Origin of the sequence: Segetibacter koreensis DSM 18137 (assembly GCF_000374045.1) — a bacterium.
Taxonomy (GTDB): domain Bacteria; phylum Bacteroidota; class Bacteroidia; order Chitinophagales; family Chitinophagaceae; genus Segetibacter; species Segetibacter koreensis.
In genome coordinates this window covers 92,325-104,955 of record NZ_KB893315.1, presented here as the reverse complement: position 1 = coordinate 104,955, position 12,631 = coordinate 92,325, and the positions used below count along the sequence as shown (strand labels likewise).

At 37.7% G+C, this 12,631-nt stretch carries 10 protein-coding genes; 5 read left to right on the top strand and 5 right to left on the bottom strand.

All coding sequences use genetic code 11. The annotated features are described in order from the left end of the window. Nucleotides 1–5 precede the first annotated feature (5 nt). The 3 genes from B154_RS0103010 (at nt 6) to B154_RS0103000 (ending at nt 4,300) form a co-directional block, all read left to right on the top strand. Nucleotides 6–1,847, top strand: coding sequence for an alpha-amylase family glycosyl hydrolase (locus tag B154_RS0103010; protein ID WP_018611781.1), 1,842 nt, complete (start codon nt 6–8; stop codon nt 1,845–1,847). 163 nt (nt 1,848–2,010) lie between these two features. Next, complete coding sequence (locus tag B154_RS0103005; protein WP_018611779.1) at nt 2,011–2,943, top strand: ABC transporter ATP-binding protein; 933 nt, start codon at nt 2,011–2,013, stop codon at nt 2,941–2,943. Between the two features lie 37 nt (nt 2,944–2,980). After that, nucleotides 2,981–4,300 (top strand): ABC transporter permease, encoded by a 1,320-nt coding sequence (locus B154_RS0103000; protein ID WP_018611777.1) that lies wholly within the window; start codon nt 2,981–2,983, stop codon nt 4,298–4,300. Between the two features lie 65 nt (nt 4,301–4,365). Here the strand turns inward: B154_RS0103000 and B154_RS0102995 are convergent, their stop codons facing one another. From B154_RS0102995 to B154_RS0102980, 4 genes are all read right to left on the bottom strand, one after another. Next, entirely contained in the window at nt 4,366–5,355 is a 990-nt protein-coding gene (locus B154_RS0102995; RefSeq protein WP_018611774.1) for a class 1 isoprenoid biosynthesis enzyme, read from the bottom strand. 130 nt (nt 5,356–5,485) lie between these two features. Beyond that, the gene (locus B154_RS0102990; RefSeq protein ID WP_018611772.1) at nt 5,486–6,646 is read right to left on the bottom strand and encodes a peroxiredoxin family protein; all 1,161 of its coding nucleotides are present in this window, start codon (nt 6,644–6,646) and stop codon (nt 5,486–5,488) included. A 125-nt stretch (nt 6,647–6,771) separates the two neighbouring features. Next, entirely contained in the window at nt 6,772–7,164 is a 393-nt protein-coding gene (locus tag B154_RS0102985) for a SpoIIAA family protein (RefSeq protein WP_018611770.1), read from the bottom strand. A 105-nt stretch (nt 7,165–7,269) separates the two neighbouring features. Further along, nucleotides 7,270–7,719, bottom strand: a complete 450-nt coding sequence (locus tag B154_RS0102980) for a DUF1569 domain-containing protein (protein ID WP_018611768.1) — start codon at nt 7,717–7,719, stop codon at nt 7,270–7,272. A 272-nt stretch (nt 7,720–7,991) separates the two neighbouring features. On the opposite strand from B154_RS0102980, the gene B154_RS0102975 reads away from it, so the two are divergent. Continuing rightward, a complete protein-coding gene (locus B154_RS0102975; RefSeq protein ID WP_018611766.1) occupies nt 7,992–8,579 on the top strand; it encodes a molybdenum cofactor guanylyltransferase in 588 nt (195 codons plus the stop codon). Between the two features lie 128 nt (nt 8,580–8,707). Here the strand turns inward: B154_RS0102975 and B154_RS0102970 are convergent, their stop codons facing one another. Continuing rightward, nucleotides 8,708–11,137 carry a bifunctional YncE family protein/alkaline phosphatase family protein gene (locus B154_RS0102970; protein WP_018611764.1) on the bottom strand — a complete coding sequence of 810 codons (2,430 nt, stop codon included), beginning with the start codon at nt 11,135–11,137 and terminating at the stop codon, nt 8,708–8,710. A gap of 202 nt (nt 11,138–11,339) precedes the next feature. Here B154_RS0102970 and B154_RS0102965 point away from each other — a divergent pair, with 202 nt between their 5' ends. Then, nucleotides 11,340–12,617, top strand: coding sequence for a BaiN/RdsA family NAD(P)/FAD-dependent oxidoreductase (locus B154_RS0102965; protein WP_051084272.1), 1,278 nt, complete (start codon nt 11,340–11,342; stop codon nt 12,615–12,617). The last annotated feature ends 14 nt before the right edge of the window (nt 12,618–12,631 follow it).

Here is a 12,631-nt window from a genome sequence, read left to right as displayed (position 1 = left end):
AATTTATGAAAAAAGTTTTTTTATTGCTAGTTGCAATTGGCAGCTATGTGTGGATATTTGGCCAAAGTGCAGAAGTTTACCCTACCCACTGGTGGGCTGGAATGAAAAATCCGAGCGTTCAGCTAATGATACATTCTCCAGATATAGGAGAAGGAAGTGGAGATGTTACTATAAATTATCCGGGAGTTACCCTCAGAAAAGTACATAAAGTAGAAAGTAAAAATTATCTTTTTGCCGATCTTAATATAAGTCAGCAGGCGAAACCAGGAAGTTTTAAAATAACTATAAAAACTTCGGGAAAGCCGCTAGTGGTCAATTACGAGCTTAAAAAAAGAAGAGAAGGCAACGGTATAAAATTTGCCCAGGGCGTTACTTCTTCTGATTTTATCTATTTATTAATGCCTGACCGCTTTAGTAATGGAGATGAAAGCAATGATCGCATTCCGCTAATGAGGGACCAATCGTTGAACAGGGATTCTATTTATCTAAGACACGGAGGCGACATGAAAGGGGTTATTAATCACTTGGATTATTTGCAAAACCTGGGTGTTACAACACTTTGGATGACACCTGTACTTGAAAACGATATGCCTAACCGCACTGAACATGGTTACGCTTTTACCAATCATTATAAAATTGATCCCAGGTTGGGCGGGGAGGAAGCCTATAAAGCATTGAGTGATTCATTGCATAAACGTGGCATGAAGTTGATACAGGATGCGGTATACAATCACGTAGGTATAAAGCATTTTACCGTTATAGATCCTCCTTTGAGAGACTGGCTGCATCAATGGCCCACATTTACTAAGCCTAACTATAAAGACCAGACGCTTTTTGATCCTTATTTTGCAAAAAGAGACCGCAAACAACAAGTGGATGGATGGTTTACCGATGAGATGCCTGATCTAAATCAATCGAATCCTTATGTTGCAAATTTTCTCATTCAGCACGCTATTTATTGTGTAGAAGAATTTGGGGTAGATGGCTGGAGAATAGATACGTACATTTATTGCGATCTTGATTTTATGAACAGATGTAACCAGGCTCTGGCTGATGAGTATCCGAAAATTACAGAATTTGGTGAGGTTTGGGTAGATGGAACGGTAAATGAAGCGTATTTTACAAAAAACAATATTAATACCTCTTTTAAAAGTAACCTTATCGGCGTTACTGATTTTCAAACCCTGTTTCATGGTATACAACCTGCTTTAAAAGAGAAAAACGGGGTAAGTAATTTGTACCAGACACTTAGCAACGACATCCTGTATAAAAACCCGATGAACAATGTTATTTTTCTTGACAATCATGATATGACCAGGTTTTTTTCTCAGGTAGGGGAAAGTGCTGATAAACAAAAAATAGGGATACAATGGTTATTAACCTCCAGGGGAATTCCGCAGATGTATTACGGAACTGAAATATTGATGAGAGGATTTTCTTATCCATACGATGGTAATGTTCGTTTAGATTTTCCCGGAGGTTGGAAAAATGATAAAATAAGTGTTTTTACAGGAGAAGGATTGCAGACGGATCAACAGGAAGTATTAAGTATTACAAAGTCTCTCGCAAATTTCCGTAAGACCTCTTCAGCCATTAAAACCGGTAAAATGACACAGTATGTTCCTGATGATGGCTTGTATGTCTATTTCCGTTATGACAATAACCAGACGATAATGTGCATTATGAATACTAATAACGAAGAAAAGCAAATTGATTTCTCAAGATATGATGAGCGCACTAAAGGTTTTAACATGGCAAGATCAGTAACCGGAAAAAGAACTTACCAAATGAATGCTAATACTTCAATACCAGGAAACTCAATGTGGGTATTGGAACTTAATAAGTAAATTTGGTTATCAAATACTTTATTTGCTAATCACACCCAATTTGTTAGCTGATAGCCTCATGCTTTTAAACGATTTTAGAAGCACTCTGTGCATGTATAATAAATACAAATTTGAACTGACTTTGATTAAACTTACATTTGAAACACCTTAACTGCTTTTATATATGCACCTGCTTCAATTGAGCAATCTTAAAAAATATTACGCTACTCAAAAAGCCGTTGATGACGTTAGTTTTTCTATAGAACAAGGAAGCATCTTTGGGCTGTTAGGCCCTAATGGAGCTGGCAAAACCACTCTCTTGAGAATGATAACCGGCATTTTTTATCCTGATGCCGGGGAAATTATTTTTAATGATAAAAAGTTCGATCCCCTTAACGACAATCTTTATATCGGATACATGCCGGAGGAAAGAGGATTGTATAAAAAGATGAAAATTGGCGAACAAGCGCTGTACCTGGCCCGTCTCAAAGGGTTGAGCAAAAGCGATGCAATGGATAAAATAAAGTTTTGGTTTACAAGACTTGGAATGGAAAGCTGGTGGAATAAAAAAGTAGAAGATCTTAGCAAAGGAATGAGTCAAAAACTTCAGTTTGTGACTACAGTTTTACACGAACCCAAACTTATTATCCTTGATGAGCCATTTAGCGGCCTCGACCCGGTAAATGCCAACCTTATAAAAGACGAAATTTTTGAATTGGCAAAAAAAGGCAGCACGATTATATTTAGTACACATAGAATGGAACAGGTAGAGGAAATTTGCGATCATATTGTTCTGATCAACCAGGGAAAGAAAATACTGGATGGAAGTGTACAAACCATTAAACAACAGTTTAAAGAAAACTTATTTCGTATACAACTTGCCAGCCTGCCTATGTCGATAAACCATCCTTCGTTTGACGTTGTCAAACGAAATGATAACCATTTGACCCTGAAAATAAATGAAAACGGCACAAGCAACGAAGTGTTGCAATATTTTATAAACGAAAATTGTCAGGTAGAAGCTTTTAATGAAATTTTGCCTTCATTGAATGAGGTCTTTATCAGGTTGGTAGAAGGAACAAAAACTTCGAGGCAGTTTCAAACTGTATCAGCATAACTTGTAAAGTTTCCAACAAAATTTTGACACAAATTGTATGAAGAAAATATTACTAATAATACAAAGGGAATATTGGACAAGGGTTCGTAATAAAACATTTATTCTTTCAACTATTCTTACACCTTTATTATTTGCAGGCTTAATAACAACCGTTACCGTTATTTCTATAAAAAATATTGATCACGAAAAAGTAGCAGTAATAGATCATGAAAATTTACTAAATGGCCAGATAGAAAATACAAAAGCTTTGACGTTTGCCTTTCCTAAGGATGTTGACAGCAATAATTATATCGCAAAAGGTTATTCAGCTATTCTTTATACACCCGGCCCTTCTAACAATGGTTACAAACTAATTTCAAAGAAACAATTTGGAATGGTAGCTGAAGGAGATCTTGAAGAAAAAATTAATAAATCTGTTGAAAATAATTTTCTGGCTTCTAAATACCACATAGATGCAAAAGATTTGGAGGCGGACCGAAAGCAAGCAGGCTCAGCACATATTAACCAAACATACCAGGAGGGAACTGAAGTAAAGAAAGGAAACAGCGAGCTTGCATATGGAATTGGGTACGGAAGTGGCTTCCTGATTTACATTACACTTCTTATTTATGGAACGATGGTGATGCGTGGAGTTTCAGAAGAAAAAACAAATCGTATAGCAGAGGTGGTTATTTCTTCGGTAAAACCATTTCAATTGATGATTGGAAAGATTGTGGGTATAGGGGCGGTAGGCCTGACACAGTTTCTAATTTGGATAATATTAATTATAGGACTTACTTCTGCTGCCACAACATTTTTGTCTAAAGAAACCTTGCAGCAGGCGCAGGAGTCGAGCCAGCAAATGCCGGGATCGGGTATGCATGCAGCCTCAGGTGCTGCAACGGGTTTTAATGACATTAAAGAAACTCTCTCAGAGGCGAACTGGTTTTTAATAATTGGATGCTTTTTGTTTTATTTTCTATTTGGCTATCTTTTTTATGCATCATTATTTGCCGCAGTAGGCAGTACCGTAAACGAAGATGCACAGGATGCGCAAAGTCTTCAGCTTCCTATAACTATGCCCATTATTGTTTCTATAGTTATAATGATGAATGCTATTACTAACCCTTCAGGAAGTCTTGCCACCTGGGCAAGTCTTATTCCTTTCTTTTCTCCTATTGTTATGATGGGAAGGATACCCTTCGGCGTGCCTGGAACAGTTCCTTACTGGCAGTTACTATTGAGCATGCTGTTGCTGGTAGCTGGTTTTTTACTGACAACGTGGGTAAGCGCAAAGATCTACCGTACGGGCATACTCATGTATGGGAAAAAAGCCACATGGAGAGAAATAGGCAAATGGGCTTTCAGGAAGAACTAATTTTTTCAATTTAAATTTTCAGGCTTCTTACAAAATACTGCTGTCTTGTAAAACCAGCAAATGTGTTACTGCTCGGCCAGCCACTTCATATATCTTACAGTTTTAAAACGGTTGCTATTCAAAGCCATATCAGTAACCATATCTTGTCTTGATACGTGTTTCCAATCAACAGGAGCGGCAAATTTGTCTTCTGTTTTTTGTAAATGATCGAGGGCAGTTAAGGTAAATGCATGCAGGATCGACATTCGCCTGATTGTATTTTTTTTGTTTCTTTCCGGTGCGTTACATTCCCTGACTAATGAATGAAGTTTTTTACATTCCTCAAGAAAAAAACCTCTTACGTTTTTTATAGATGTGGCTTTATTGAAATAAGTGTAAATTCCGGATTTAGTATCTTTATAAATATCAAAAGCATCATTTGTAAGTTGCCCGACAATCGCGGACTGATAAATGAATTGCAGTTCCTTTTCTGTCCACTCTTCATCAAGTAAAGTGGCAAACATCAGAGATGTGTTTCCATTTTTTTCCCGGCATATGGTTACAATTTCATCCAGCGTTATAGCAGGGTCAAGTTGTTTCGCTGACTCAGACTGCCACTTAAGCGCCACTGTAAGTTGATCTATGTATTTATTGGAAACCTTCCATATTTTATGAAATTCATTGTTTAGAGCTATCAGCAATTTTACATTTCCCGGTAAGCCTTTTTCTGTAGGATTATTAAAAATTATATCAAACACTTCATCCTCTGTCCAGTTATGATCGTCCACTAAATCATCACAAAGTGTTGCCCACGCAGCTACGAGCGTCAGTCTTTTTCGCTCCTCCGCGGTCAGACCTCTTCCTTTTAGTGCTGTGTACATTTCTGCACAACCTAAAATCGTGTACATGGGATAGTAGAAAAGAACTTTCTTTTTTTCTGACGCTGACAATTCGTACCCTAATTTTTTCGAATGAAATGCAACAAGGGGTTTTAAAAAATTGTTTATAAATGCAAGCTGACGGTAACCATCTGTTGTTAATCCTAATCCATATTTCAGTACCTGAAAAGTATTCATCGTTCCCTTTGCCGCGAATATAGATAATATGTACAGGCGAAAAACCCCGAACGGGAATATTCTAAAATCAACAATTAAAAGTAAAAGATGGTTAAAAATAAAATAGCTCGGAGCTTGCTGCGATAAGATGCTATTTTTCTTTCAATAATGTATCTATGGTCTTATAAAATTCCTGCTTATAAGCTTCATAATGCTGGCCTGTTCCCGGGCCAAAAAAACCTGTATCTAATTTTCTGACTTTACCTTTTTTATCAATAATTATTGAAGAAGGAAAGACTTTTATCCTGGTTACTTGCGGTAACGTTTTTTCTGTGCGGAAAGTATCAGAAACAGTTACGCCGGTAATTAAAACAGGGTACTGCACATTGAACCTTTGCTGAAATTTCTTCAGGCTTTTCTGCGATCGTTCAAAGTTTGTCGAGTATTCATATGCCAGTGCTACAATTTCTACACCCTGTTGTTTATTTCTATTGTAATAATCGCTTAGAAAAGCTGTTTCGTCCATACAGTTGGGGCACCAGGAACCCATTAGCTGCACAATTACGACCTTGTTTTTAAATCGCTGGTCATTAATGGAAACAGGGTGTCCATTTAAATCCGGAAAGCGAAAGTCTAGTTTTTCCTCACCGGGCCTCAGGTACATGGCCGCTTCATCAGTCTTGACCTTTGCGCCGGCATCTTTAGTCGCCCACCATTCTTCGCTGTATTTCAACCCCGAAAAATACTTTCCGTGTTGAATCGTGTTTTTATCAGTTATATCAGCGGTAAATAAATAAGCATGAGCGCCATCAAAGCCTGATAATTTCAGTTTGTTGCCCGTTACCACTCCTTCTAGGAAACGATAATCGCCAGTCGGCGTTAAGAAAGTTCCTTCAAGTTTGTCTCCTTTTTGCCGGAATTCTGCAATAGAACTTGTCTCGCCGGTGCTATCACTAGCAAACCTCACCGCCCATCTTCCGTTTATATCTATTTTCGCCGGTCCTTCACTTAAAGTAAAACGCACATTGTTTTTTTCGGCGGTAAAAGGCATCACTTGTTCTGCACCCGCTGTTCCTTTTATCCACATGCCGCTCCATTTCCCCTGGGCTATCGTTGCTTTAAAGGAAGACTCAAAGACAGGCATTTTTATAAAAACAGAGTCTCCCTGGAAACGAACGCTGTCAACACGAAGCCTTTCACCTGCATTAAGAACATATAAAACAGTTCTGTTATCTTTTTGCTCCTTCTCGAAGTTGAACACAATATCATTATGATCCTGTCGGTGGATAACAGCACGCCACTTTGTGGGCATCGAAGAGTTATTCTGAGAATAGGAAAACAGACATAGCCGGTAAAATGCGATAATTAAAAGAAGTGATTTCATAAGATTAGTCAGGCAAATATGAAACTAATGGCGCGAATGATAAGGTTAAAACTTCAGGCATTATGTTTCTTCTCTTTCTCTTTAGGGGCTGCTACCCATACTTTTGCCAGTTCGGCATCAGAAACGGGAAATCCTTTAACCTCAGCAGGAGAAAGAAAGCTTAAAATGTGAGAAATTCTTTCTATTACTTTCTGGTCCGTCACAATTGCAACTTTGTGCCATTGCGCAAAATGCTTTAAACTTACTTTTGCATCCCGCATCCATGCACCGTAACTAAAATTTGTTATTTCTGTTTCAAGCAGCATGAGTAAATTTATTTCACCAAATTCGTTAGCTACTTTCTCTATTGCTGGCATGAACGTTTGCTCATAATCCTCTTTACCGACATGCCCGACGGCACGAACACCTACAACATGTTGCGGAAGATCTTTTATCAGTTGTAACATGCTTTGAAGTTTTGATTCTACATATAATGTTAAACAACTATGCCAGAAATGTTGTTTATTCGAAAGACGATGTGGGTGGAAATTTGAAGCAGGGAAAAGGTAAAATTATACGCCAAATTGCCTTAAATGATGGTCGAGGTGTTTATACATCCCAATTCCCCATTGTTTAGGAGTAAGCTTGCCAAAAAAAGAATGAGGGTGTTTAGTACAATTTGCTTCACCACCGGTAGAGAATCGTGTGACCAGATCAACGAGGCGGGCTTTTTCCTTTTCAAAATTTCGCCGGTCTATAACTAAAAAGCTTTTGTCTGTTGGCGTATTCTTTTTTAAAGGTTTTTCATTTGTAAAAACTGATTTTAAAAACGGCCCCAGAATTCTGCCAATAAACATACGGGGAGGCGTTTTTTGTCCTGTAGCGACTTCTAACGCTGCGCTGCAATGTGCCATCATTTGGGCAACTTCCATCTTTCCCCATAGTCGGGGCGTAGATGGATTGAGTGTGTTAATCCTTCGTATAATGTCTTCCAACGTTGCTGGTTCAAAAATGCTTTTCATTTTCTGTTGAGATTAATAACGCCAATCCTGACACTAATGTAAAAAATTCATGCTCACAATTACTATATTTTAATTTAAATTTCGTTTTCCTTGTCTTTTTTATATGCATCAATTGTAATAATGAACGCAAAAACAATAGATATTGGTATAATGAACAGGAACATAAATAGCATTTTACACTAGCAGGCTAAAGAACTGCCAGGAAATTAGTAGATGATTTCGCAAAGTATTAAGTTGCTTAGCCAGTTGAAAGCATGTAAATAAATTTAATTATGACAGGCGTAGTATTGTGCGGAGGAAAAAGCATGAGAATGGGTACTGACAAGGGTTTACTCGAGCATCAGTCTTTAGCATGGGTAGAACTAGCTGCGAATAAACTTAGCAGTTCAAAGTTGCCTGTTGTTTTATCTGTTAATGGATTGCAATTCTCATCCTATTCAGCAAAATTTTATCAATTTTCTATTATAAAAGATAATACTGCTGTAGAAGTGTATGGCCCTTTAAAAGGCATTTTATCCGTGCACCTCCAATTCCCTGAGCAAGACCTATTCGTGCTTGCATGTGATATGGCAGCGATGCGCACGGAAGTGATAGCTTTTTTGATATCAACAAGTCAGGGTAAAAAAGAAGAAGCTTTTGTTTTTTTGAATGAAACCCTTGCCGAGCCACTTTGTGCAATTTATACTTCTAGGGGTTTGAAAAAAATATATGACCGCTATAAACACGAACAGCTAAAGAAAAACAGCCTTCAGTATGTACTTGAGAATTTAGATACAAATTATTCGACAATTCCCAATAATTGGAAAACCTATTTTAATAATTATAATTCTCCTGATGATTTGGTTAATTTTAAATTGTAACATACTTCACCGAAAAGAAGCATTTATTTTTCATAAAGCATCAATCAGTTTTCGATTAATTTTTGTACTGCATGACAACTGGATTCTTTTTCTCCAGGAATAATCACCTTCAAAAAATTAATAATCGCTTAATCTTTATCCTTTTCTTCATCATTTAATTTTACAAAAGCTGCCCTTCGTGGTCCGGGAAAAGGAACATTATCTCCTTTAATTGCATGCCACAATACCAGGTTAAATTCAAGGTCTGGTGCAGCATCTTCTTTTGCCAGGTTAAAACCTTCAGACCGCCTTTGCCATTCATTCAGGACTGTGTTTTTATCATCCATATTTACATTTGCGGCCTTAGCAACAAATTGAGTGGTATCTGCCACACTCGAAAAAGAACGCCATAGAGGAGTAGCTGCAGCATCATACTGCGTCATAGGAGGAATACCAAGAATTAGTTCCATCGTCCGCAACATAGATGTGGTAGAATACATGGTATGATCTGTATATCCTCTTTTTACAAATCCCCCTGCTAAATAACCTGTTGTACGGTGTGCATCAATATGGTCTGCGCCATTTTGTGCATCATCTTCAATTATAAAAACCGCCGACTGTTTCCATATTGGACTTTTGCTTAAATATTCTACAAACATTCCCACTGCAAGGTCGTTATCAGCTACGTGAGCAATAGGCGTAAGTTTTCCTTTGCGTAACCCTTCTGTATGGTCATTGCTAAATCTAATAGAGTTGAATTGAGGTACCTGGCCAATGGATAATAAAGAGTCGAAATCTCTTTTCCATTGAAAAAACCTTGTTGTATCTCTTACATCCATATTAAAGCCTTCCGAATAAGGGCAAAAGTGACCTTCAAGAGAAGTAATATTTGCTTTACCATCATCGGCAAATTCGCCATAAGTACGGTAAGTAACACCTGCACGTTTGCATTGATCCCATATAAAGCCTCCTTTGTTATTTGCAATGGCCCTTTTGCCTTCGCCGTCATAACTTCCCCCGCGTCCTCCATAGCTGGTTACCCACGTCTTTTCCAGGTAGTCATCGGCGTACGCTCCCATAGACCAATTGTGGCCATCGGCACTCACTTCTCCATCTGCATATAAATTATCCAGCAAAACAAATTGCTTTGCTAACGCATGTTGATTAGGAGTGATTTTTTCGCCAAATAACACAAGTGAGGGATCGCCATTTCCTTCTTTTATATCACCTAAAACCTGGTCGTAAGTACGGTTCTCTTTAATTACATAAAAAACATGCTTAATTGGTGAAGTATCACCTACTTTCATAGGCACAGGATTTCCTGGTTCGCCCTTTGCGATCAATTCTTTGTTTTTGCTATAAGGCGTATTTTGATATACCTTTTGAGAATATAGTGATAATTGTTTTTTAGAAGGAGCGTCGATAATTTTAAGAGTACCTTTAAATAATCCTCCTATATATTGAACTTCTACCTGTCTTGTAGTGTCACCTTTCTGGTAATTTACCTGTTGTTTTGATTGTAAAGGATTTGGACCATATGGATTGGCTTTTGAAGAAAATCCTTTTCCGTTAGCAACAAATATTTTGTTGCCAATAACTTTTACATTGGTTGGGTACCATCCTACCGGAATAAAACCCTTTGATTTGCTGAAGCCGGGTCTGCTGACATCAAATACCGCAAGGCAATTATTGTCTGCATTTGCTATGTATAAAGTTTTTTCGTCACTGCTCAATGCTACGCTATTACTTGTAGAGCCAGAAGGTGCATTTGGATACAGGGCTGTATTTAGCGTTTCTATGACCCTCTGTTTCTTTATATTAATAACACTTACAGAATTATCGTTTGCATTGGCAACAAAAAGAAATTTTCCATTTTTAGAAAGACAGATATCGTTAGGATTATCGCCTACGGAAATTTCATTTGTGACAGATCTTTTTTCAGTATCAAAAACTAATAATTTATCACATCCCCAACATGAAATGTACAATTGCTTTTTATCATTTGATAGCAGGCAACTGTATGCTTCGCCTTGAAAAGGCGTCTTCGATATGACTTTTTTTGTTTGAAGGTCAAGTATATACAATGCATTGTCCTCTTTTGTAACCACATACATCAGTTGAGCAGCATCATCGATCTCAATACCTGCAGGCGATATTTTGTTTGGCCACTTCTCACCTAAAACGAGGCTATCCCTCAGTATTAGTTTATCATGTACAATACTGTATTTCAATATTTGGTTGTCGTTTCCTGCACTTGCATATAAAAATTTTTCATCGCCGCTGAATTTTAAACCAAACCATAATTTTGATACTATTACATTATCTAATATTCTCTCTGTTTTTGGGTTTATCAATTGCAGGCTTTGCACACTTTGACCATTATTAGTAACTGCAATATATTTTTTTGATGAACTAACAGCAATATTTAGCGGTAGGTCGCCCAAAGGAAGGCTGCGACCTACGGGTGAAAGACTCCATCCATTAGGTAAATGGACTGTTTTAAGTTTAATTCTATTTGATTTCTGTGCATAAGTAAGAGAGGCGAGGGCAAGGCAAAAAACAACTGGTAATATTCGCATGTTGTGGCATTTAAAAAAACTAAGATAAACAATGTGTATTACGAGGATATTAATTTTTTAGAACTTCGCACTGTTATTCTTAAAAGTTTCATAAGTTATTTCACAGACCAATTCCTCAGCTTTGATAGATACAATTTGATGTTTTTTTGCGCTATCCATGTCGTTTTGATATATTATTAAGTGACGTTGTACTTTTGCTGCAATGAATCAGAATGAAACGGGGAAAGCTTCTAATAAAAATTTACAACGACGATTGGTAGTCATCGGTGGAGGCGCTGCAGGATTTTTTGGTGCGGTGAATGCGGCAAGAATGAATCCATCTCTAAAGGTTATTATTGTAGAAAAAACGTCTAAACTTCTTTCAAAAGTCAGAGTAAGTGGGGGTGGTCGATGCAATGTGACTCATGCCTGTTTTGAAATTTCCGGACTTGTAAAAAAATATCCACGAGGAACAAATTTTCTTAAAAAAGCTTTTTACCAATTCAACACCAATGATTGTGTACAATGGTTTGAGGAAAGAGGGGTGAAACTAAAAACAGAAGCTGATGGAAGGATGTTTTCAATCACCGATACTTCGCAAACCATTATAGATTGTCTGATGAGGGAAGCAAATAAATTTGGAGTAGAAATATTATTAAATTCTGAAGTAAAAAGTATAAAGCGTGACGAGGCGGGAAGATTTGTAATTGATCTTTCTGGCTCCCGAAATCTGATTTCCGACTTTATTTGTGTTGCCTGCGGAGGTTATCCTAAAAGTTCTATGTTTGAATGGGTAAAAGCTTTAGGACATTCTATTGAAGAGCCTGTGCCATCTCTGTTTACATTTAATATACCCGGCAATCCAATAACTCAACTTATGGGTGTTTCTGTTGAAAAGGCTTCTGTAAAGATTGTTGGAAGTAAATTAGCAGATGAGGGACCGCTACTTATAACGCATTGGGGAATGAGCGGTCCGGCTATTTTGAAGCTATCAGCATGGGGCGCCAGAGAACTTGCAAATAGAAATTATCATTTCAGCATTTTGGTTAACTGGATACCCGAATATAATGAGCATACATTGCGGGAGAGCTGGCACGAAGTAAGGAATGAGCATTCAGCGCAAAAGATCGGCAATAGAAATCCCTTCAGTTTACCTAACAGGCTCTGGTTGTATTTATTACATGAAAGCGGGATAAAGGAAGAGATAAGATGGGCAGATCTGCCGGGAAAAGAGCAAAATAAGCTGATAAAAAATTTAACCGCGCAAGAGTTTGAAGTACACGGAAAAACAACTTTTAAAGAGGAATTTGTAACCTGCGGAGGAATAAAGCTTACTGAGGTAGACCCAAATACAATGCAGAGCAAAGTGGTTACTCAATTATATTTTGCCGGTGAAATACTTGATGTTGACGGAATAACAGGCGGATTTAATTTCCAGCACGCGTGGACAAGCGGCTGGATTGCTGCAAAGGCAATCGCGGGCAATATTGAAAATACTTGATTTTTTTACCGGAG

Bases quoted from the DNA above. Each gene is read 5' to 3' on its own strand.
- B154_RS0103010 (WP_018611781.1), top strand. From the start codon at position 6: ATGAAAAAAGTTTTTTTATTGCTAGTTGCAATTGGCAGCTATGTGTGG.
- B154_RS0103005 (WP_018611779.1), top strand. From the start codon at position 2,011: ATGCACCTGCTTCAATTGAGCAATCTTAAAAAATATTACGCTACTCAA.
- B154_RS0103000 (WP_018611777.1), top strand. From the start codon at position 2,981: ATGAAGAAAATATTACTAATAATACAAAGGGAATATTGGACAAGGGTT.
- B154_RS0102995 (WP_018611774.1), bottom strand. From the start codon at position 5,355: ATGAATACTTTTCAGGTACTGAAATATGGATTAGGATTAACAACAGAT.
- B154_RS0102990 (WP_018611772.1), bottom strand. From the start codon at position 6,646: ATGCCCACAAAGTGGCGTGCTGTTATCCACCGACAGGATCATAATGAT.
- B154_RS0102985 (WP_018611770.1), bottom strand. From the start codon at position 7,164: ATGTTACAACTGATAAAAGATCTTCCGCAACATGTTGTAGGTGTTCGT.
- B154_RS0102980 (WP_018611768.1), bottom strand. From the start codon at position 7,719: ATGAAAAGCATTTTTGAACCAGCAACGTTGGAAGACATTATACGAAGG.
- B154_RS0102975 (WP_018611766.1), top strand. From the start codon at position 7,992: ATGACAGGCGTAGTATTGTGCGGAGGAAAAAGCATGAGAATGGGTACT.
- B154_RS0102970 (WP_018611764.1), bottom strand. From the start codon at position 11,137: ATGCGAATATTACCAGTTGTTTTTTGCCTTGCCCTCGCCTCTCTTACT.
- B154_RS0102965 (WP_051084272.1), top strand. From the start codon at position 11,340: ATGAATCAGAATGAAACGGGGAAAGCTTCTAATAAAAATTTACAACGA.